The 20,933-nt window shown below is 58.9% G+C and carries 22 protein-coding genes, 1 tRNA gene and 1 riboswitch; of the genes, 6 read left to right on the top strand and 17 right to left on the bottom strand.

Going from position 1 to position 20,933, the window contains the following annotated elements; all coding sequences use genetic code 11:
- Window positions 1-121: 121 nt before the first annotated feature.
- Genes ABJO75_RS12845 through ABJO75_RS12855 form a run of 3 tightly spaced genes read right to left on the bottom strand, consistent with a single transcriptional unit; the run spans window position 122 to window position 3,023 of the window.
- Window positions 122-1,687 carry a relaxase/mobilization nuclease domain-containing protein gene (locus ABJO75_RS12845; RefSeq protein ID WP_348135674.1) on the bottom strand — a complete coding sequence of 522 codons (1,566 nt, stop codon included), beginning with the start codon at window positions 1,685-1,687 and terminating at the stop codon, window positions 122-124.
- Window positions 1,684-2,154 carry a plasmid mobilization relaxosome protein MobC gene (mobC, locus tag ABJO75_RS12850; RefSeq protein ID WP_348135673.1) on the bottom strand — a complete coding sequence of 157 codons (471 nt, stop codon included), beginning with the start codon at window positions 2,152-2,154 and terminating at the stop codon, window positions 1,684-1,686. Before mobC ends, ABJO75_RS12845 begins: the two co-directional genes overlap by 4 nt.
- Complete coding sequence (locus ABJO75_RS12855; protein WP_348135672.1) at window positions 2,151-3,023, bottom strand: helix-turn-helix domain-containing protein; 873 nt, start codon at window positions 3,021-3,023, stop codon at window positions 2,151-2,153. Before ABJO75_RS12855 ends, mobC begins: the two co-directional genes overlap by 4 nt.
- Window positions 3,024-3,123: 100 nt before the next feature.
- Between ABJO75_RS12855 and ABJO75_RS12860 the strand changes: the two genes are divergently transcribed.
- From ABJO75_RS12860 to ABJO75_RS12885, 6 genes are all read left to right on the top strand, one after another.
- Window positions 3,124-3,191, top strand: a tRNA-Cys gene (locus ABJO75_RS12860).
- A 255-nt stretch (window positions 3,192-3,446) separates the two neighbouring features.
- Complete coding sequence (locus tag ABJO75_RS12865; RefSeq protein WP_348135671.1) at window positions 3,447-4,103, top strand: 50S ribosomal protein L25/general stress protein Ctc; 657 nt, start codon at window positions 3,447-3,449, stop codon at window positions 4,101-4,103.
- Window positions 4,104-4,366: 263 nt separating this feature from the next.
- Window positions 4,367-5,053 (top strand): aminoacyl-tRNA hydrolase, encoded by a 687-nt coding sequence (gene pth / locus ABJO75_RS12870; RefSeq protein WP_348135670.1) that lies wholly within the window; start codon window positions 4,367-4,369, stop codon window positions 5,051-5,053.
- Window positions 5,050-6,075, top strand: a complete 1,026-nt coding sequence (locus ABJO75_RS12875) for a DUF2332 domain-containing protein (RefSeq protein ID WP_348135669.1) — start codon at window positions 5,050-5,052, stop codon at window positions 6,073-6,075. The genes pth and ABJO75_RS12875 overlap by 4 nt, the downstream gene beginning before the upstream one ends.
- A 26-nt stretch (window positions 6,076-6,101) precedes the next feature.
- Entirely contained in the window at window positions 6,102-7,265 is a 1,164-nt protein-coding gene (locus ABJO75_RS12880; RefSeq protein WP_348135668.1) for a serine hydrolase, read from the top strand.
- 10 nt (window positions 7,266-7,275) lie between these two features.
- Complete coding sequence (locus ABJO75_RS12885; protein WP_348135667.1) at window positions 7,276-7,644, top strand: DUF2237 domain-containing protein; 369 nt, start codon at window positions 7,276-7,278, stop codon at window positions 7,642-7,644.
- A gap of 28 nt (window positions 7,645-7,672) precedes the next feature.
- Here the strand turns inward: ABJO75_RS12885 and trpB are convergent, their stop codons facing one another.
- The 14 genes from trpB to ABJO75_RS12955 all read right to left on the bottom strand — a co-directional run bounded on the left by trpB (window position 7,673) and on the right by ABJO75_RS12955 (window position 20,916).
- Window positions 7,673-8,920, bottom strand: coding sequence for a tryptophan synthase subunit beta (gene trpB, locus ABJO75_RS12890; RefSeq protein WP_348135666.1), 1,248 nt, complete (start codon window positions 8,918-8,920; stop codon window positions 7,673-7,675).
- Window positions 8,921-9,074: 154 nt separating this feature from the next.
- Window positions 9,075-9,569: a fasciclin domain-containing protein gene (locus ABJO75_RS12895; RefSeq protein ID WP_348135665.1), complete on the bottom strand. Its 495-nt coding sequence runs from the start codon at window positions 9,567-9,569 to the stop codon at window positions 9,075-9,077.
- 105 nt (window positions 9,570-9,674) lie between these two features.
- On the bottom strand, window positions 9,675-10,328 hold the full coding sequence (locus tag ABJO75_RS12900) for a phosphoribosylanthranilate isomerase (RefSeq protein ID WP_348135678.1): 654 nt from the start codon (window positions 10,326-10,328) through the stop codon (window positions 9,675-9,677).
- Window positions 10,329-10,335: 7 nt separating this feature from the next.
- Window positions 10,336-10,686, bottom strand: coding sequence for a LapA family protein (locus ABJO75_RS12905; RefSeq protein WP_348135664.1), 351 nt, complete (start codon window positions 10,684-10,686; stop codon window positions 10,336-10,338).
- Between the two features lie 4 nt (window positions 10,687-10,690).
- Window positions 10,691-10,972, bottom strand: a complete 282-nt coding sequence (ihfB, locus tag ABJO75_RS12910; protein ID WP_164658324.1) for an integration host factor subunit beta — start codon at window positions 10,970-10,972, stop codon at window positions 10,691-10,693.
- Window positions 10,973-11,354: 382 nt separating this feature from the next.
- Window positions 11,355-13,034: a 30S ribosomal protein S1 gene (rpsA, locus tag ABJO75_RS12915; protein ID WP_348135663.1), complete on the bottom strand. Its 1,680-nt coding sequence runs from the start codon at window positions 13,032-13,034 to the stop codon at window positions 11,355-11,357.
- 291 nt (window positions 13,035-13,325) lie between these two features.
- A complete protein-coding gene (locus ABJO75_RS12920) occupies window positions 13,326-13,613 on the bottom strand; it encodes a hypothetical protein (RefSeq protein WP_348135662.1) in 288 nt (95 codons plus the stop codon).
- A gap of 134 nt (window positions 13,614-13,747) precedes the next feature.
- A complete protein-coding gene (gene cmk, locus ABJO75_RS12925; RefSeq protein ID WP_348135661.1) occupies window positions 13,748-14,365 on the bottom strand; it encodes a (d)CMP kinase in 618 nt (205 codons plus the stop codon).
- On the bottom strand, window positions 14,362-14,898 hold the full coding sequence (locus tag ABJO75_RS12930; protein WP_348135659.1) for a hypothetical protein: 537 nt from the start codon (window positions 14,896-14,898) through the stop codon (window positions 14,362-14,364). Before ABJO75_RS12930 ends, cmk begins: the two co-directional genes overlap by 4 nt.
- 8 nt (window positions 14,899-14,906) lie before the next feature.
- On the bottom strand, window positions 14,907-16,259 hold the full coding sequence (aroA, locus tag ABJO75_RS12935) for a 3-phosphoshikimate 1-carboxyvinyltransferase (RefSeq protein ID WP_348135658.1): 1,353 nt from the start codon (window positions 16,257-16,259) through the stop codon (window positions 14,907-14,909).
- 91 nt (window positions 16,260-16,350) lie between these two features.
- Window positions 16,351-17,052 carry a tRNA (guanosine(46)-N7)-methyltransferase TrmB gene (gene trmB, locus ABJO75_RS12940; RefSeq protein ID WP_348135657.1) on the bottom strand — a complete coding sequence of 234 codons (702 nt, stop codon included), beginning with the start codon at window positions 17,050-17,052 and terminating at the stop codon, window positions 16,351-16,353.
- Between the two features lie 178 nt (window positions 17,053-17,230).
- Window positions 17,231-18,412: a methionine adenosyltransferase gene (metK, locus tag ABJO75_RS12945; RefSeq protein WP_348135655.1), complete on the bottom strand. Its 1,182-nt coding sequence runs from the start codon at window positions 18,410-18,412 to the stop codon at window positions 17,231-17,233.
- A 6-nt stretch (window positions 18,413-18,418) separates the two neighbouring features.
- A riboswitch (SAM-SAH riboswitch) is annotated at window positions 18,419-18,467 on the bottom strand.
- 50 nt (window positions 18,468-18,517) lie between these two features.
- Window positions 18,518-20,011 carry an apolipoprotein N-acyltransferase gene (lnt, locus tag ABJO75_RS12950; protein ID WP_348135654.1) on the bottom strand — a complete coding sequence of 498 codons (1,494 nt, stop codon included), beginning with the start codon at window positions 20,009-20,011 and terminating at the stop codon, window positions 18,518-18,520.
- The gene (locus ABJO75_RS12955; RefSeq protein WP_348135652.1) at window positions 20,008-20,916 is read right to left on the bottom strand and encodes a hemolysin family protein; all 909 of its coding nucleotides are present in this window, start codon (window positions 20,914-20,916) and stop codon (window positions 20,008-20,010) included. The genes lnt and ABJO75_RS12955 overlap by 4 nt, the downstream gene beginning before the upstream one ends.
- Between the last annotated feature and the right edge of the window lie 17 nt (window positions 20,917-20,933).

Raw genomic sequence — 20,933 nt, forward strand, 5'->3', positions numbered from 1 at the left:
CTTGCCGTGCGACTTCGGAAAATAGGGCTTCAAACGCGCCATCTGCGCGTCGCTCAACCAGAAAAGATCAGACATATCACCGCTCAGTTTTCCGGCGGTGAATCATGATGCTCGCCTGAAATCAATGGGTCCAGACCCTAAGATCCGCTTCCCGTTCGCGGGCGGCATCTAGGTCTCGCTCAACTGCCTCTCGGCGGCTTTCACTAATTTCAAGCTCGTCTCTAGTTGCGTGCGCAGCCTCCCGTAGTTCGAGCCCTCGTTCAACAAGCCGTGCAACGCATCCACAGACGCCGTTTGCGATTGAATGAGCACCGACACGCAGGCGGCCAATCCATCCATCTGGCTCTGCATCCTGTTCGTCGAGCGTTCCTCTAACCCGCTCAATTCCTTTGCTGAGACCTCGCAGGCCGTCACCAACCGCTCGACGCAGGCGAGCAAGTCGCGTTCCAAGGCTGTCAGGGGTGCCGTCATCTAATCCTCCTCGATCTTGATGCAGTTCACTGATCTGCCGCCCATCGTGCAGGTTCTCAGGCGTGTCTTGGTCGAGTCCAGCACCAGCCACGTCCCGTTCGCCCTGTCGATCCGCGTCAGGCCCAGTTCCGTCAGTTCCGAGCGCGTCAGTTGGACCGTCCAAAGCCAGCTCGCGACCATCATCAAGGCGATCCCCGTCACGATGATCCCCGTGATGATCCAAGGCGAGAATGTCATCCAATTCTTGATCAGTTCGATCCGTTCCTCGAACAAGTTCCTGTTGTGAAACAGAAAGTGCGCCGTATCGTTCTTCATTGTATTCTGCGCGTCGTTCAACATGGTCTGCGAGGTCTGCAAGAAGGCGCTCATGTGAGAGGCCATCAAGTCTTCTTGCTCGGTTTGCATCTGCGTCAGTTTCATACTCAGCCGCGATTTCTGGGTGTCGGGTTGGGGACCAGTTTTCATGGGTGAGAACGCCTTCAAGTTTGAACGGTTTGGAAAATTCAGGATCGCGGACACTGATTGATTTTGTCGCTTGGCGCGTGACCTCGAATCCGGTGTCCTCAAAGAACGCGATCATCGACGCGCGGTCGGTGATCAGGCCCGCGTCGATCTGGTCATAGAGCGCGAAAACGATGACCTGTCTGGCCTCGGCGCGTTCTGCGCTCTCGCGCACCAGCTTGAAGTCACGGGCAAGGTCAGGCTCCATCGGGTCGGCCCAACCGTGCGTTTTGTTCAACACGTCGCGCAATGTGCTGAACGCGGCCTCGTGACCGGGCGGTGCGATGTTCAACGCCTTCCCCGTGGCCAGTTCTAGGCGTGGCGTGCAGAAATGCAGCTCCACATTACCTTCATGCACATGGCGCACCCAAAGGCAGTCATATTGATCCGCCTCAAGCCCCGCAAAGGCCAAAGCCTCAAATAGCTCAATGGCCTCTTGCTGGGCGTCCTCGCTGGGCTGATCGTTATCCGCAAAGCTGACCACGCCAGCGGTGTAGCTCCACTTGTTTGCGCTGGCATCGATCAAATCCCGCGTCTGGTCGGGATTGCCGTGCAGCACTTCGGGCAGCGGGTCGCGGGTTTTGGTCAGCGGCTGGCCGTTGTCGTCGCGGATCAAATTGCGGTTTTCGTCGTAGGCCAAAACCTCGCGTGCAGTCAGGTAGTCAACGGGGGCCGCACCGCCGCCCGTCCCAGATGAAAAGAACGAGATGATCATTGCTGGTCCTCGCTGTGCTGGCCGATGATCTGCGCAAGCTGCCGCTCAATTGTGACCAGCCGCACGCTGACCTTGAGGGCGTCGACGTTGCTTGCGCGGCCAGATTTGACGGCCCCGTTGATCCAGCGAGACAGTTGGTTGAGGTTGCCACCGACGCGGGCAACGGCAACTGTCAGCAACGGATCAACGCGCGGCACAGGCTTGCGCCGCCGCGCTTGGACCAGCCCCAAAGCCTCACGCATCAGCGTGGCATTGGGCAGTCCAGCGGCGTCCGCCTTGGCTACAAGCGCGGCCTTCTCCGCAACGGTGCATCGAAAGATCACAGTCTCGGAAAGGCCTTCTTTGACGCGCTCCTCGCGCGTCTGGTTGGGGTTTGAAGGGGAGGCATGCCGCCCCTCACAAGTCCCGCCGATGTAATCGGTGGGTAACCTTGCTGTTTGCTCTGTCGTCGGGTCGGTTGTGGTCATGTTCTGAGGCCAACCGCTTGGATTTGGGCTGTTGTGACCAGCTTTGAGGCGAGCAATGCCTTCACCTGTCCGGCTGTGATGTGCTTACACATCGGGCTGCGATCACTGATCCAGCAGGCCAGCCGTGCGTGGTGATCGGCCTGCAACGCTGCCGTCTTTTCTCGGTCTTCCGCCTGCTTCTCGACATAGGTCTGCCAGCGCCGCGACTGAAACCAGTTATCGGAAAAGCAGACCTTGGAGCGGGTGAAGCCTGCGCTGTCGGTGGCATAGGCTTTGACGGCCTCAAGCAAGTCCTCAGGCCTGAACCCTTCCTTCATGGCCCCTTCGATCTGGGCGAGACAGGCTGCGTCGCCCCGCAATCGGTCGGGCGGATAAGCTGCTAATATCTTCTCAGCCTCCACCGCCTCGCGCCCGTGCGAAGGAGGTTCCTTCTTAGGTTCAATGGTAAGGTTCCTGTCCCGATTTGAGACTACCCCCGTCTCACCCTTGAGACTTTTCCCCCGCTTTTTTGAGACGTTTCCCCCCGTCCCATTTTGAGACTCAACCCCATTGGGACCGCCGTCCCCACGCTTTGGACGCGAGCTGGGGCCAAGGGTGATATCAAGGTGCAGCTCATATTGGTTAGACCCGCGCCCGCCATCGCCGTCCCCACGGGCATGGCGTGTGACAAGGCCGTCTTCTACCAACGTCGTCATTTGTCGGAACAACGTGGCCCGCCCCATCTCGCATTCGTCCGCCAACCGCTGTGCGCTTGGGTTGCACTGGCCGGTTTCCTTGTTGTGGAAGTCCGCTAGTTGGATCAGCACGATCTTGGCGGCGGGCTTGAGTCCTTTAACGTTTGCAGCCCAGATCAATGCCATGCCGCTCATGACCTTGCTCCCAAAACGGCTTGCTTTCTGTTTACGATGTTTGAAACATTCCCGTTAAGTTCACGGTTTGTCAGGGGGTATTTTGAAACATAAGCCTTTAGAATTATTTGATAAAATTGGCGGATTGCAAATCCGTGTACAGGAGTTCGATTCTCCTACTCGCCTCCATCAGTTTCAGCTTCGTTCCCATGATCTGCTTCGTGATACTGCCATAGACAGCAAAACCAGCGGCGTCTGGCGCTTTTTCCCCAATGCAATGGGTGTACCGAGGGACGACGCCTGGAACACCTGCAGGAACCTAAGAAGTGCTACGGAAATACGCTGGATTAACTCTTTCCAAGGGCGTTTATCCAGTCTATACGCGCGACTTCACGCGGGGATACAGCCTTGGAGGATCCCTGCCCTAACACTTGGAGACATACAATGGCCGGAGAGATCCCAGATCTTCACGCCGAGGAACGGACGGGGACAGGCAAGGGCGCCGCTCGTCAGGCACGCCGCGATGGCAAGGTTCCCGGAATCGTTTTTGGTGGCGACGCTGATCCGCTTCCGATTAACATCCCGTTCAACACCCTTCTGACACGTCTGCGTCAGGGTCGCTTTAAGGCAACCCTGTTCAACCTCAAGGTTGAAGGCCACGACGACGTTCGGGTGATCTGCCGCGATGTACAGCGCGATGTGGTCAGAGACCTGCCGACGCACCTCGACCTGATGCGCCTGCGCCGCAACACCAAGATCAACCTGTTCATTCCGGTTGAAGTGGTGGGCGAAGAAGTGTCGCCGGGCCTGAAAAAGGGTGGTGTTCTGACCCTGATCCGCCCCGAAGTCGAGCTGCTGGTCACCGCTGGCGAAATTCCCGATCACATCACCATCGATGTGTCCGAACTGGAAATCGGCGACAACGTGAGCATCTCGGCTGTCACGCTGCCCACCGGCACCAAAGCGACAATCGACCGTGATTTCGTAATTGCTAATGTTTCGGCACCGTCCGGTCTGCGTTCTGCAGAGGACGAAGATGACGAAGACGGCGAAGCAGAAGTCGCAGCAGATGATGTCGAAGCGATCAACGTCGAAGACTGATCCCTTCTGACGCTCGAGAATATGGAAACGGGGTCCTTCGGGGCCCCGTTTTTGTTCGTGCAGACGCGCATTGCGTGGTTCGTTGGCTTTATCAGTATTGATCCTGTGGCGATCAGCATCAGATATGGCAGTTCGCCATTTCAATCTCTGGGTTGCTCCCATTTGAGCACTGCAGCGATCAGCCGCAAGAACCGTAGGGCTGGCAATTGCCTGCATCATCGGGCATCACATCACTAACAATGCATTGAACGGTGAGGCCTGCAATGAAGCTGATTGTCGGATTGGGCAATCCGGGCGCGAAATACGCGCGGAACCGGCATAATATAGGGTTCATGGCGCTGGACCGCATCGCATCCGATCACGGTTTCGCGCCCTGGCGGTCCAAGTTTCAGGGACAACTGTCCGAGGGCCGTCTGGGTCGGGAAAAGGTCGTGCTCCTTAAACCCGAAACGTTCATGAACAACTCCGGGCAATCGGTGGGCGAGGCCATGCGGTTCTTCAAATTGGACACGCAGGACGTGATCGTCATCCATGACGAAATCGATCTCGCACCCAGCAAGGCGCGGACCAAGACCGGCGGCGGCCACGCCGGACACAACGGGCTGCGCTCGATCCATGCGCATATTGGGGATACATACCACCGGGTGCGGCTTGGGGTTGGTCATCCGGGCCGCAAGGAACTGGTGCCGGGATACGTGTTGCGCGACTTTCCCAAGGCCGATGACGAATGGCTCGACGACCTGTTGCGGGGCATTTCAGACGGGGCGGCCCATCTGGCCGAAGGCGATGGGGGACGGTTCATGAACGCCGTGTCCCTGCGCACTGCCCCGCCCCGGTCCTCGACAAGCACGCCGAAGAAATCGCCATCACCCGCACCACAGCCAGCCCCCGCCACCTCTGCGCCGGATGACAGAAGCACGCTGCAAAAGCTTGTTGATCGGTTCAAATGACACTGATCGAAGCTTTCCGGTTTCAGGCGCAGGCGTGTACGAGCCTCGGATCGCCCTTTATGGGGCGGCTCTTGATGATGCTGGCCAACAACTGGCCTGCGGATAGCGCGCTGGCGCGCCGCTGTGCCGAGTCAAAAGGCGATATCGGCCCTCGCGGCGCATCGCTCCCCCTGCGGATTGCAGGTGGTCTGCATGCCCTAGTGCTGAGCGGACGCGACGCCGGATTGCAGTCCGTTTACCCACCTGAGGCGGTATCAGATGCGCGATTGTGCACGGCTGTCCTGGACGCGCTCGCACGGCATGAAGACTTCATGCTGAATTGGATCGAAAACGCGCCGCAAACCAACGAGGTCCGGCGTTCCGCCGTGTTGATCGCGGCGGCCCATTGGATCGCTGCGCGCCATCCCCTGCCCTTTGTCACCTCTGAATTGGGCGCGAGTGCCGGTCTCAATATGATGTGGGATCAGTTTGCCCTTGACCATGCCGGACAGCGACTTGGACCTGATGACGCTGCGCTTACCCTGTCACCAGAATGGTCCGGGCAAATGCCAGAAGCGATGCCCTTAACTGTCGCAGAGCGGCGCGGCGTCGATCTGAACCCGCTGGATGCGCGCGACCCGAAAGAGGCGCTGCGCCTCTTTGCCTATCTCTGGCCAGATCAAGCGCACCGGATGGACCTCACCCGCGCCGCAATCGGCGCATTCAACGCCGTGGTCGACAAGGCTGATGCGATCGACTGGTTAGAACCACGTCTGAGTTCCGCGCCCGACGGTCATATTCATCTGATTTATCACACGGTTGCTTGGCAGTATTTCCCAGTAGACGCGCAGGCGCACGGAACACAACTGATCGAGTCGACGGGCGCGCGGGCAACCCAGTCTCGTCCGCTGGCCTGGCTGGCGATGGAGAATGACGGAGAAAACGACGGGGCCGCGCTTACCCTGCGACTATGGCCCGGCGATCGACGCATTTCGCTGGGCCGTGCAGACTTTCACGGGCGCTGGATTCGGTGGGACGCGTGACAGGACGGACGAAGTAAGGAAAACGGATGCGAACACTCGGAAAATGGCTGGGCCGCATACTGCTGTCGCTGGTGCTGGCTGCGGTGGTGATCGGAATATGGAAACGCGAAGAGATCATGCGGCTTTGGGCGGTGAAATCCCTGTTCGCCGAGGAAAAGATCGTCAGAAACTTTTCGCATATGGATGATGCTTTTCTAACCATGCCTTTGCCGCGCGGCGACGGGCCGGTCAGCCCGCTGCCAGATGGCGACCCGACTCAGTTGCCCGAAGGTGCAACGGATTGGATCAAGGAGCGCGCGATCACGTCGTTGCTGGTGATGAAAGACGGAACGATCCGCTACGAAGATTATTTCCTCGGCACCACCCCGAACGACCGTCGGATTTCTTGGTCGATCGCCAAGAGCTATCTGTCCGCCCTGTTCGGTGTTCTGCTGGACGAAGGCGCGATAGAGTCGCTGGACGACCCTGTGACGCAATATGCCCCACAACTGGTCGGCACCGCCTATGACGGGGCCAGCATCCGCAATGTGCTGAACATGGCCAGTGGTGTCATCTTTGACGAGGATTATCACGACCCCGATTCCGACATCAATCGCATGGGCCGGATCGTCGCCCTGGGTGGTACGCTGGACGATTTCACCGCAAGCTTTTACGACCGGTTCAGCGATCCGGGACTCGCCTGGAAATACGTTTCGATCGACACCCATGTTATTGGCATGGTGATCCGTGGCGCGACCGGGCGCAGCATCAGCGACCTGCTTGCGGAAAAGATTCTGCAACCCTTGAGGCAAGAGCAGGATGGATACTATCTGACGGATGGCGCGGGGGTCGCCTTTGTTCTTGGCGGATTGAACTTTACCACGCGGGACTATGCCCGTTTCGCCCAGATGATTCTGCAAAACGGTGAATACAATGGTCAACAGGTGGTTCCTGCCGACTGGGTTGCGGCATCGACTGCTGCGAGCGCGCCAACAGAACCCGGCAAGATCGGATACGGCTATCAATGGTGGATCCCTGTCGGTGCCCACGCAGGCGAATTCATGGGCCGTGGCGTTTACGGGCAGTATCTCTATATTGATCAGGCAAAAAATGTGGTGATCGTGACCACCGCTGCCGATCGCGCGTTCAGACAAGCAGGTGTCAGCGCCAGTAACATCGAAATGTTCCGACAGATCGCAGACAACCTATAGGGAGAGAGCAATGGAACCGGATGACAGCATCAACGTTCTGGGCAGTACGCTGACCCCTTGCTCGACCGACCCGCTGACCGGTTTTTTCCGGGACGGACATTGCAACACCTGCACTGCCGATCAAGGCAGCCACACAGTCTGTGCTGTGATGACGGACGAATTCCTCGCCTTTTCCAAATACGTCGGCAACGACCTGTCCACGCCCCGACCAGAGTTTGGTTTTGCCGGGCTGAAGGCCGGCGATCAATGGTGTCTTTGTGCCGGACGGTTCCTGCAGGCCCATGACGAAGGCTGTGCGCCAAAGGTCAATCTGAGCGCCACGCACAAGCGAGCATTGGACATTGTCCCGTTGCGTGCCCTTGAGGAACAGGCGCTCTAGACGTCACCGCTGCTTTAGGAGTGTCCGGCTACTCCGCGTCGCGACCTTCGGTATCGGACATATCAAAACCGAGGTGTTTTGCGACCGTAAAGATGTCCTTGTCACCACGCCCACACATGTTCATGCAGATCAGGTGATCCTTGGGCAGCACTGGCGCAATCTTCATCACATGTGCTAATGCGTGGCTGGGTTCGAGCGCCGGGATGATGCCCTCCATCGCGCAGGAGAGTTGAAACGCCTCAAGCGCCTCGACATCGGTGATCGACACGTATTGCGCCCGGCCGGTATCATGCAGCCAGGAATGCTCGGGTCCGATCCCCGGATAATCCAGCCCGGCAGAAATCGAGAAACCTTCGAGAATTTGCCCGTCATCGTCTTGCAACAGATAGGTGCGGTTGCCATGCAGCACGCCAGGGCGACCGCCAGTCAGTGACGCACAGTGTTCCATCTTGGCATTGACGCCTTTGCCGCCGGCCTCGACTCCAATGATGTTGACGCTTTTGTCATCGAGGAACGGAAAAAACAGTCCCATCGCGTTCGATCCACCACCAATGGCAGCGACCAGCGTGTCGGGTAAACGCCCCTCGGCCGCCTGCATCTGTTCCTTGGCTTCCTTGCCGATAATGCTCTGGAAATCGCGGACCATCGCCGGGTACGGGTGCGGTCCTGCGACGGTGCCGATGCAATAAAACGTATCGCGGACGTTGGTCACCCAGTCGCGCAGCGCGTCGTTCATCGCATCCTTGAGCGTACCACGCCCGGATGTGACCGGGATGACCTCGGCCCCCAAAAGACGCATGCGAAAAACGTTGGGGGCCTGACGCTCGACATCGTGCTTGCCCATGTAAACCACGCATTTCAGGCCGAACTTGGCACAGACCGTGGCCGTTGCCACCCCATGCTGCCCTGCGCCGGTTTCTGCGATGATCCGGGTCTTGCCCATGCGGCGGGCAAGGATGATCTGGCCCAGCACGTTGTTGATCTTGTGCGCCCCGGTATGGTTCAGCTCGTCACGCTTGAGATAGATCTTGGCGCCGCCCAGATGCTCGGTCAGGCGTTCGGCGAAATAGAGAGGGCTGGGACGGCCGACATAGTGTGTCCAGAGATCGTTCATTTCTGCCCAGAAACTATCGTCGGTCTTGGCCCGTTCATATTCCTCTTCGAGGCTCAGGATCAGCGGCATCAGCGTTTCGCTGACAAAGCGCCCACCGAAATCGCCGAAGCGCCCGTTTTCGTCAGGTCCGGTCATGAAGGAATTGAAAAGATCGTTGGCCATGATGGTCCCCTTTGCGTCGCACGCCTTGTTCATATGGGGCAGTTCCGGGAAATGCCATGCCAAAAGTGTTCTTGCGCGGTTGCGGTCTCAGACAAGGAAACGCCACGCACAGGGCGTGGCGTTTTAGAGTTGGGGTTAAGGTGAGGGTCGTGCCTTAACCTTCGGGGATCAGAACCTTGTCGATGACATGGATCACGCCGTTCGATGCGCCAACATCTGCGGCCACAACCTTGCTTGATCCGACCTTGACGCCGTTGCCCATGCCATTGACGCTAAGGCGTTCGCCTTCGACGGTGAGCACCTTGGCCCGCTTGCCAGCGAGTTCACTGGACATCACCTTGGCCGGGACGACGTGATAGGTCAGAATCTGAACAAGCTGGTCCTTGTTCTCGGGCTTCAGCAACGTTTCAACAGTTCCTTCCGGAAGCGCCGCAAAGGCCTCGTCGGTGGGGGCAAACACGGTGAAAGGTCCTTTGCCTTTGAGCGTGTCAACAAGTCCCGCAGCCTGAACCGCAGCAACGAGCGTGGTGAAGGACCCGTTTGATACGGCGGTATCAACGATGTCCATGTCAGCAGCCTTGGCTGGGGACAGTGCTGTCCCTGCGATCATTGCGGCACCGATGACGGTTAGAAAGTTGCGACGAAGCATTTGCTGTTCTCCTCTGTTTCAGACACCGAGGTTACGCAGCACGATGCGGCATGGATCAAACACGCGATCCGTATTTCATTTCTTTCACAGGTCCGTGTTCGGTTGTCAGAGTGCCCGCGCTGATGTGGCGGCCAGAAACGAGCGGATCAGAGCCGGGTCCTTGACGCCGGGTGCGCTTTCAACGCCGGACGACACATCAACCTGTCGGGCGCCGGTCAGCTCGATTGCTTCGGCCACGCTGTCAGGTGTCAATCCTCCCGCCAGCATCCAAGGCACCGGCCAACGCCGGCCGGCGATCAGACGCCAGTCAAAGGCCAGGCCATTGCCACCGGGCAAGTCCGCATGCTTTGGCGGTTTGGCATCAACCAGAATCTGATCCGCAACTTGTTGGTAGTCGAGCAACGCAGGCAAGTCGCTTTCATCCGCAATGCCAACGGCTTTCATCACCGGAAGGCCATAGCGTGTGCGGATCGCGGCCACCCGGTCAGGGGTTTCGGAACCATGCAATTGCAACATGTCCAGAGGCACCTTGTCGATCAACCGATCCAGCGTCGCATCATCGGCGTTGACCGTCAGCGCAACCTTGCAGACCCCCTCGGGCACCGATGCCGCCAGCGTTACGGCGAGTGGCAAACCCACGTTGCGTGGCGATTTGGCGAAGAAAACAAAGCCTACATAACGCGCACCAACGGCGACCGCAGCCGCAAGGGTCTCTGCGGTGCTCAGCCCGCAGATCTTGACGTGAATGTCGCGTGACATGGCAGGATCAGCCGGTTTCGTCCAAAATGGCAAGAACCTCGTCCTTGCCCTTGTGCTTTTCGGTTTTCAGCTTGCCGACCTGACGCTCAAGCTTGCGCACTTCGCGGGCTTTGATCTCTGCCTCGCGGCGATGCTTGTACTCACGCATCCATTCCCAAAAGAACCCGATAACCAATCCGGCAACGATGCCCCCCAACACCACCACGAACAGCGGCAGCGAAACGGACATATTGAACCCAACCAGTTCTGCGACGGCATTGGGCATCAGTTTCAGCGTGACAAATCCACGGTTCGCCAAGGAAACCGAGATCAACAAAACTCCCAGCGTGGCCAGGAAGGCATAGCGAATGTACCGCATCAGATTACTTTCCGTTCAGACGGTCCCGCAGCAGTTTTCCGGTCTTGAAAAACGGGACATGCTTTTCCTCAACATGCACTGTTTCGCCGGTTCTTGGATTGCGTCCGATCCGCGCATCGCGCTGTTTGACCGAGAACGCGCCAAAGCCACGCAATTCAACACGATCACCACGTGCCATGGCACCTGTGACTTCTTCGAACACCGTATTCACAATGCGCTCGACATCGCGTTGATAGAGGTGAGGGTTTTCATCAGCGATTTTCTGTATCAGTTCAGACCGGATCATTCAGCGTGTCCCTCCCAAGGCAGCATCGAGCTAACAAGACTGGTTCATTGAGTATAGGAGCAAAAACCTTTCGCGGGAACCAGAACTATTGGAATATGAACGGAAAAATTTGCCCCGTTCGGCCGCAACGCCTGCGATTCAGCACAAAGCTTACTCTTAGATGGCGCACTGGTTTAGTTTTGCGCGCGCTTTGCCACCAATCCGAGAGCGACGCGATTCGGATTTCGAATGACATCGTTTGAAGCAACTTTCGCTATCAGATTGACGTCAAAGGTTCACAATTCGCCCTGCACGATTTGGCCCCTGTTCGTCGATTGCGCACGAAAAAGCCCGCCGGAAACATTCCGGCGGGCCATTATCTTGTCTGAATTGATCCGATGGATCACTCGTCGCCCTTGAGAGCGGCGCCGAGGATATCGCCCAGCGATGCACCCGAGTCCGAGGAACCGTACTGTTCGACGGCTTCTTTCTCTTCGGCGATCTCGCGTGCCTTGATCGATAGGCCAAGACGACGGGTCTTGCTGTCGACATTGGTCACACGCACGTCGAGCTTGTTGCCGACGCTGAAACGCTCGGGGCGCTGCTCGGCACGGTCACGGGACAGGTCAGAGCGGCGGATGAAGGACTTCATGCCTTCGTATTCCACCTCAATGCCACCATCCTCGATCGCGGTCACTTCGACAGTGATGATCGAACCACGCTTGACGCCACCAACGGCCTCGGCAAACTTGTCGCCGCCCAGGGCCTTGATCGACAGGCTGATGCGCTCTTTCTCGACATCCACCTCGGAGACAACGGCCGAAACCATGTCGCCTTTGCGATAGTTCTGGATCGCGTCTTCGCCACGTTCGTCCCAGGACAGATCCGACAGGTGAACCATGCCGTCGATGTCGCCTTCGAGACCGATGAACAGACCGAATTCGGTGATGTTCTTGACCTCGCCCTCGACCTCGGTTCCCTCGGGGAACTGCTCGGCAAAGACTTCCCACGGATTGCGCATAGTCTGCTTGAGACCCAGCGAAACGCGACGCTTGGCACCGTCGATTTCCAGCACCATGACTTCGACTTCTTGCGACGTCGACACGATCTTGCCGGGGTGCACGTTCTTTTTGGTCCAGGACATTTCGGACACGTGGACCAGACCTTCGACACCGGGCTCAAGTTCAACAAACGCACCGTAATCGGTGATATTGGTGACGCGACCAGTGTGAACAGAGCTGAGCGGGTATTTCGCGCCAACCAGATCCCACGGATCTTCCTGCAGCTGCTTCATGCCGAGGCTGATACGGTGGGTTTCCTTGTTGATCTTGATGACCTGAACCTTGACGGTTTCGCCGATCGACAGGATCTCGGAAGGGTGGTTCACACGGCGCCATGCCATGTCGGTGACGTGCAGCAGCCCGTCAACACCGCCGAGGTCAACAAATGCGCCGTATTCGGTGATGTTCTTGACGACACCATCCACGGCCTGACCTTCGTGCAGGTTGCCGATGACTTCGGCGCGCTGTTCGGCACGGCTTTCTTCGAGGATCGCACGGCGCGACACAACGATATTGCCACGGCGACGGTCCATTTTCAGAATCTGGAACGGCTGCTTCAGACCCATGAGCGGGCCAGCGTCGCGCACGGGGCGCACATCGACTTGCGAGCCGGGCAGGAAGGCTACGGCACCGCCCAGATCGACGGTGAAACCACCTTTGACCCGGCCAAAGATGGCGCCTTCGACGCGCAGCTCATCGGCATAGGCTTTTTCCAGACGATCCCAGGCTTCCTCGCGGCGGGCCATTTCGCGCGAAATGACGGCTTCGCCGCGCGCATTCTCGACCTGACGCAAGAAGACTTCGACCTCGTCGCCAGCGGCGATTTCGGGTGCTTCTCCGGGATTTGCGAATTCTTTCAGATCAACGCGGCCTTCCATCTTGTAGCCGACGTCGATGATGGCTTGTCCCGCTTCGATTGCGATGACTTTGCCTTTGACAACAGACCCTTCCTCGGGTGTGTCCATTTCGAAGCTTTCGTTAAGGAGGGCTTCGAATTCCTCCATGGATGCGTTAGCGGACATATATAAGTCGTTTCCTTTTTCACATTTTTGCGGGCCGTGCGGTTGTCTCCGCCGGTCTTGGATTGGTCATTGGGACGCAAAGCAAAGAGGGCCGGATAGTCCGACCCTGCTCGTCTCGTTGCCATTGCGGTGATTTCCACCTTGTCGACGCCCGCGTATTATCGGAGCGTCGGGCTGTTTGCAAGCCCTTCATTTATTGGCTCCTGGGCGATGACGCCCCCTGCCATTTCGCAACGGCTAGGGTATTGGCCCGCGCGGCGGGAGGAGATAACCGCGCGAGCCGATCGCTCTTCAGCCAAAGAGCGGATCTTCGAAACCAATCAAAGGGTCTTGCAATCCAAACAGCGGATCCTCGAACCCGTCCACAGGGTCGATCCGCCCGAGCACCCGCGGCATCGTCAGCGCGTCCATATCAGCCGTACCGCCGGGGATCACCGGGTCGACATGCATAGCCTCAGGCGTTGCGCTGTCGCTGCCCCAGACAGCATCCGGGTCAAACCGGCTTTCCCCGGGAATGTCGTCGATCTTGTGATAACCGGCAGCGTTGGTCGTGGTGGTCTTGAAAACAAACGTATCCATCTGGAACCTCATGCAAAACTTGGTGTGATCCCGGGTCTCTAAATCAATCAGACCCTTCCAGAGCACACTAGCCGGCGCAGCGGCGCGGCGTCAGTCCGGAATCCCTGACCGAGGAATTCCCGACCTTGACGGGCTCAAACAGATGGCGGCAACTGGTCGCGTATCAGCCGCGCAACCTTGTCGACAGCATCCTCGATGCTCAGATCCGAGGTGTCGATGAGCACGGCGTCGGTGGCGGGCTTCAACGGCGCGTCGGCACGGTTCATATCGCGGTCGTCACGTGCCTTCACGTCAGCCAGAACCGTATCCAGGCTGGTCTCCTCGCCCTTTTCCCGCAATTCGTCATACCGTCGGCGGGCGCGGATCTCGGGCCGAGCTGTGACAAAGAATTTGAGATCAGCCGCGGGGCAGATCACCGTACCAATGTCGCGCCCGTCGAGCACAGCACCGCCCGGTCGCCGGGCGAATTCGCGCTGGAAGGTGACCAGTGCAGCCCGCACTTCGGAGATCACCGCGACCTGACTGGCCATTTGCGCCACCTCGGCGCTGCGAAGATTGCTTGCCTCAAGATCCTCGGGAGACAAAGCAAGCGCTGCTTCGGTTGCATCGGCCCCGTCCAGAACCCGCGCGCCCACGGCACGATACAGTAATCCGGTATCAAGATGATCAAACCCGAAATGCGCGGCCACTGCCTTGCTGATCGTGCCCTTGCCTGCGGCAGCAGGCCCATCAATTGCAACTGTGAACATCATTGCATCCCTCTGAATCGGTTCAGGCTCCACCTGACGACCTGTCCGATGATACACAGCAACAACAGCAGGACCGATGCCTCGAAGAGTTGGAATTTCAGAACCGTATAGGTGCTGGCTAGCTCAACGTCTTCCGGCGTCAGAATTGGCGATCGCAGCATGCCCGCAACCGCCCCGTTCTCGAGCATGTCCGCATAGAAATAGGCGGATGGCAACAGCGCACCGACCAGAGCCCACCGGCCGAAATTACGACGCAGGCCAAGATAAATCCCCAAGGCGAGACAACCAGCCAAACCAATCGGAAAAAGCGTGTCCAGAATACGTTGCGGGCTCAGATAAAGACGGCGCGCCGGTTCGGTCAGGTCGGCCAGATAGGCCTTTGCCGTGTCGTAATCATACCCGTCATCGCGCAGATCGAACATCGCCGCGCCCTTGGCACCAGCAGTGATCTCTGGCTTTGTCCAGACTGTCATCAAAACAAAACAGACCAGTGCCAGACCGGCAAAACCAGCAAGCGCGATCCAGGCGCGGCGCATCGCAGCCTCTACTCTTCTATCCGGGACAAGGACGCCCCGAGGCGCTGCATCAACGGTTCGAAAATCGGGAAGGACGTTGCAATCGGGCCGCCATCATCCACGGATACCGGTTGCTGTGTCGCCATCCCCATCACCATGAACGACATCGCGATGCGGTGGTCAAGATGGCTGACACAAGTCGCGCCGCCTTTGACCGTACCGGGGCCATGACCTGTGACCGACCACCAGTCCTCGCCGTCCTCGACATCGACACCATTGGCACGCAACCCGGTCGCCATCGCATCGATCCGGTCGCTTTCCTTGACGCGCAGTTCGCGCACCCCGCGCATCATGGTGACCCCGCTGGCGAATGACGCAACCACCGACAAAACCGGGTATTCGTCAATCATGCTTGCGGCACGGGCGGGTGGCACATCAATGCCTTTCATATCGGGTGAAAACCGAGCGCGCAGATCGGCGACAGGCTCGCCCCCCTCTTCACGCTCGTTCTCATAGGTCAGGTCGGCTCCCATCTCTCGCAAGGTGGTGTAGAGCCCTGCGCGTGTCGGGTTCAGCCCAATCCCCGGAACCAGAACATCCGAGCCCGGTACGATCAGCGCGGCACAAACCGGAAAGGCCGCGCTTGACGGATCTCGCGGCACCGCGATTGTCTGCGGTTTCAGCTCGGGTCGACCAGTCAGTGTGATCATGCGGCCTTCGTCGGTCTCCTCGGTGGTGATTTCCGCTCCGAATCCGGCCAGCATACGCTCTGAATGATCACGCGTAGCCTCCTTTTCGATGACAATCGTCTGACCCGGCGCATTCAACCCTGCCAGCAATACCGCTGACTTCACCTGTGCTGAGGGAACTGGCACCTCGTAACGCACCGGGACCGGATCTTTCGCGCCAACAATAGTCATTGGCAAACGCCCACCAGACCGCCCGACCGCGCGGGTGCCAAACAGCTCCAGCGGGTCGGTCACCCGCGCCATAGGACGTCCGTTTAGGCTGGCATCGCCTGTAAACGTCGCGCTGATTGGTGAGGTTGCCATACAGCCCATGATCAACCGCACACCGGTGCCGGAATTACCGCAGTCGATGACCTGATCCGGTTCGGCAAAGCCCCCGACACCGACGCCATGCACATGCCATGTGCCATCGTCGTCACGCGCCACCTCTGCCCCAAAGGCGCGCATCGCCTTGGCGGTGTCCAGCACATCCTCTCCCTCAAGCAGACCGGTGATGCGCGTCTCGCCCACAGCCATCGCGCCCAGTATCAGCGAACGGTGTGAAATCGATTTGTCTCCCGGCACGTCGGCCACGCCGTTCAGCGCCCCGCAGGGTGCGGACTTCATCGGAATCGGGGTGCCATGGCTGGACATATCGTGCCTCTCCTCAAGTCATCGGCATTCGCTTTAACCGATGCCCGCAAGAGCGTCCACAACCTGTGATCAGGCGCCCGAACAAATCGCGTCAAATGCGTCGGAAGGTCAGGTAATGCGGAGTGCGCCCTTCGCGCAGCGCCTTCTGCTCATAGCGTGTCGAGATCCAATCATCCCAAGGCGCGCGCCAATCCTCGGGGCGTTCTGCCAGCCACTCGAACCCGGCCTTTGGCACCTCTTCCAGTGTTTGCCGCGCGTAGTCCGGTATATCGGTGGCCACACGCAGAATCGCTCCGGGTGCCAGTACATGATGCAAAGGCTCAAGATGTTCCCGCGTGACAAACCGGCGGCGATGATGCCGCGCCTTGGGCCATGGATCAGGATAAAGCAGGAACGCCCGGTCAATCGCGCCCTTGGGCAGCACATCCATCAAATCACGTGCATCGCCCGGATGCACGGCCAGGTTTGTTACGCCCGCACGGCGTATTTTGCCAAGCAGCATGGCAACACCGTTGATGTAAGGCTCGGCCCCGATGATCCCAATGTCGGGATTGGCTTGCGCTTGATGCACTAGATGCTCGCCACCGCCAAACCCGATTTCGAGCCAGACCTGTCGCCCGCCAAACAATGCCTCAAGGTCGAGCGCGCGCCGTTCCGGATTCTCGTCCCAGCCAACAGCACCCGGCGACAGGGCCACAAGGTCCTCGTCAAGATAGGCCCGCTGACTCTTTTTCAGCGTTTTGCCCTTGAGGCGACCATAGAAATTGCGATGTGGACGGATAGGATCTGTCATGGCGCGCGGTCTAGCCCGGTGGCCCGCCGATCGCAATCGGTTCCGCCATAAGATTTCGTGCAGGCATGAAGCGATATCCGAATCGGGCAGGGTTCATCTTTACGCAAATACTCTGGGGAGTTTGAGGGGCAACGCCCCTCATCCCTTCCCCCATTTGGCTGCTCGCCTATCTGACCGATCAGATCGCCGCTTTCAGCGCGTCCACTAGATCGGTTTTCTCCCAGCTGAAACCGCCATCCGCTTCGGGGTCGCGCCCGAAATGTCCGTATGCGGCGGTGCGTTGGTAGATGGGCTTGTTCAGCTGCAAATGCTCGCGAATACCCCGAGGGGTAAGGTCCATCACCTGCCCCACGGCCTTCTCGATCTGCGCATTATCGGCTTGTCCGGTGCCATGTGTATCCACATAGATCGACAGCGGACGAGACACCCCGATCGCGTAGCTCAGCTGCAAGGTTGCGCGATCCGCGAGGCCAGCGGCGACGATATTCTTAGCCAGATACCGCGCCGCATAGGCCGCAGACCGATCCACCTTGGTCGGATCCTTGCCGGAAAACGCGCCTCCGCCATGTGGCGCGGCACCGCCATAGGTGTCCACGATGATCTTGCGCCCGGTCAACCCGGCATCACCATCGGGTCCGCCAATCACGAATTTCCCGGTCGGGTTCACATGCCATTCGGTCTGATCCGTCAGCCAGCCGTTCGGCAACACCTCGGTGATATAAGGCTCGACGATCGCGCGGATATCTTCGCTGTTCAGCGTCTCGTCCAAATGCTGAGTGCTCAGCACGAGCGAGCGTACACCGACCGGGCGACCGCCTTCATAGATCACCGACAGCTGGCTTTTTGCATCCGGCCCAAGTGTCGGCTCGGTGCCGTCCTTGCGGACCTCTGCCAGACGCCGCAGGATTGCATGGGCATACTGGATCGGTGCCGGCATCAATGCGGATGTCTCGTTTGTGGCAAAGCCGAACATGATGCCCTGATCGCCAGCGCCCTCGTCCTTGTTGCCAGACGCATCTACGCCCTGCGCGATATGCGCCGACTGTTCGTGCAGCAGATTGGTGATTTCACAAGTCGCATAGTGAAACTTGTCCTGCTCATAACCGATGTCGCGGATACATTCGCGGGCGATACCGTCGATGCGGCCCATATAGTCATTCAGCTTGCCCTGATCGCTCAGTCCGATCTCCCCCCCGATCACGACGCGATTGGTGGTGGCAAAGGTCTCGGCCGCCACCCGCGCCTCGGGTTCCTCTGCCAGCAGAGCATCCAGAATGGCATCAGAAATTCGGTCACAGACCTTGTCGGGGTGACCCTCGGAAACGGATTCCGAAGTGAACGTGTAGTTATTGCGGGACATGAATAGCGCTCCATTGAGTTCATACCGCCACGCCAGGAAGCCGTTGTGACAGGTTTCAGCCGAGTTAAGGCTGCAAGCGAGCAAGGTCAATTGCCTTGACCATTTTTATTTTCGCCGCAGACCAATTGGTAAGATCAATCCGAGCAGCAGCAAGCACAACACCGGCGAGTCTCCGCTGCGTGCGTAAAGCGTGCTGGGCAGTGGTGCAGGAAGCGGCGCATCGACATACCCCGCCTCGCCCAAAGGCAGGCTGTCGGTGATCCGCCCCCAGGGGTCGATCATCGCCGACACCCCGGTGTTTGCCGCACGAACCATCGGTAATCCTTGCTCAACGGCCCGCATCTGCGCCTGTGCCAGATGCTGGTATGGGCCAACATACTGTCCAAACCAGGCATCATTGGTAACTTGCAACAGAAACGCCGCACGGCCCGCCGCTCCGGAAACGTCATCGGGAAAAACCGCCTCGTAGCAGATCAAGGGCAGAGCCTTGCCCAGTTCCCCAAAATCCAGAAGTACCGGTCCCGGCCCGGCGCTGTACCCATCACCCTCCTGCGCCGCAAACCCGCGCAGACCCAGACGGGCGGCGAAATCGCCCCCCGGAAAATACTCGCCAAACGGCACGAGATGATGCTTGTCATAAACTGCCGCGACCTCTCCGTTGCCATCCAGATGGGCCAAAGAATTGTAGGCACGCGCACCATCGGTGCGCTGGATTCCTACCGCCATCGGGGTTCCGGCAGCCGCCACCGACATTTGCTCAAATGCTGGCCCGGCATAGCGCAGCAGAACAGGAACTGCGGTTTCTGGCCATACGATCAGATCGGGTTGTGGCGCCTCGACGGTGAAACCGATCTGCCGTTCAAAGAACACCGGCATCATCTCCGGGTCCCATTTTTGATGCTGCGGCGCGTTGGGCTGGATGATCCGGACCGTTCCGGTCGCCGGATGGGTTTCTGGCACGGCCTGCGCCAGTGCAAAGCCCACCAGCAGCAAGGCCAAGAGCGGCACTCCGCACATCAGCCGCACCCGCGTAGTTTCTCCTGAAGCCAGCGCATATCCCGGCAGTAACGAAACGATCAGAGTCAAAACGCCAAGTCCCTGCGGCCCGATCCATGCCAACCAGAGGGCAACATCCGTCCCAACCCAAATCTGGGCCAGCCCCGCCCAGGGAAACCCGGTCAGCACATAAGCCCGCGCAAATTCGGCCAGTGAGAGCGCTGTGATCAGCAGCCATATCCGCATAGCCGGTGTCTTTGCCATTCGCGTCGCCAGCCAGAACGCCAGCGCCCAGAACAGGGCCAGACCACCAGACAGAAACACCAGAGCAAAGGGCGCCATCCACCCGTGCCGAGCAACATCTACCAGAAACGGTTCGACGATCCAGATCAGCGCATGGGCGAAATAGCCGGTGGCGAACGCCCATCCGATCCATGCCGCGCGGCGAGGGCTGTCGATGCCCTGCAACAGCCAAGGTACAAGCGCGAGCGCGACCAGAGTGATTGGCCAGAAACCGTAGGGAGCAAGCCCCAGAGCGGCCAGCGCCCCGAAACAGGCCGCCAGTACCATCCGAAACAACAGCCCGACGGGCGGTGAGATCATGCGGCGGACTCGGGCAACCGAATCCGCAGGCGCTTGATCCGGCGCGGATCGGCATCAATGACTTCGAATTCCGGCCCTTCCGGATGAGGCACCACCTCGCCCCGCGCAGGCACACGCCCGGACAACATGAACACCAACCCGCCGAGTGTGTCGATTTCCTCTTCATCGACTTCGTCGTGATCTGTCAGGGATTGGCCGATCTCGGCTTCGAACTCGGCCAGCGGTGTCTTGGCCAACGCCACATAGCAACCGGGTTTTTCCTCGACCCAGGGGCGATCCTCGTCGGTATCATGTTCGTCTTCGATTTCACCGACCACTTGTTCAATCAGGTCCTCGATGGTGAGCAATCCGTCGACGCCGCCATATTCATCGATCACCAGCGCCATGTGGCGGCGCTCGGTCTGCATTTTCGCCAGCAACACGCCAATCGGCATCGAGGGCGGCACGAACAAGAGCGGGCGCAGCATCGACACCAGATCAAAATCAGAGGTTTCACCGTTGAAACCATGGCTGAGTGCGAAATCCTTGAGGTGGACAAAGCCCAGCGGCGTATCCAGCGTGCCTTCGTAGACCGGTATTCGGGTCATGCCGCTTTCGCGAAACTGCTGGACCAACTCTTCCTTGGTGGTGGTATTGGCGATGGCTACGATTTCCGCGGTTGGGATCGCAACATCCTCGACCCGCATGCGCCGCAGGTTGATCATGCCACGCGTCTCGACGGCCTTGCCGTTCACCTCTGACGGCGATGACTCCTCGGCGGGCGAAAATGCCTCGATGATACGTCCGAGCAAACCGGGGCGTTCGGCCCCTTCGTGTTCTTCGACGTCCCGTGCTGTAGCGGATGTCGTATCGTTCTCTGGCTGCGCGCGCTGCGCCGCGCTAGAACTGCCGTCTGTGTCGTCCATTGATCCTATCCAAATGG

Source organism: Sedimentitalea sp., from assembly GCF_039973035.1.
Lineage (GTDB): Bacteria > Pseudomonadota > Alphaproteobacteria > Rhodobacterales > Rhodobacteraceae > Sedimentitalea.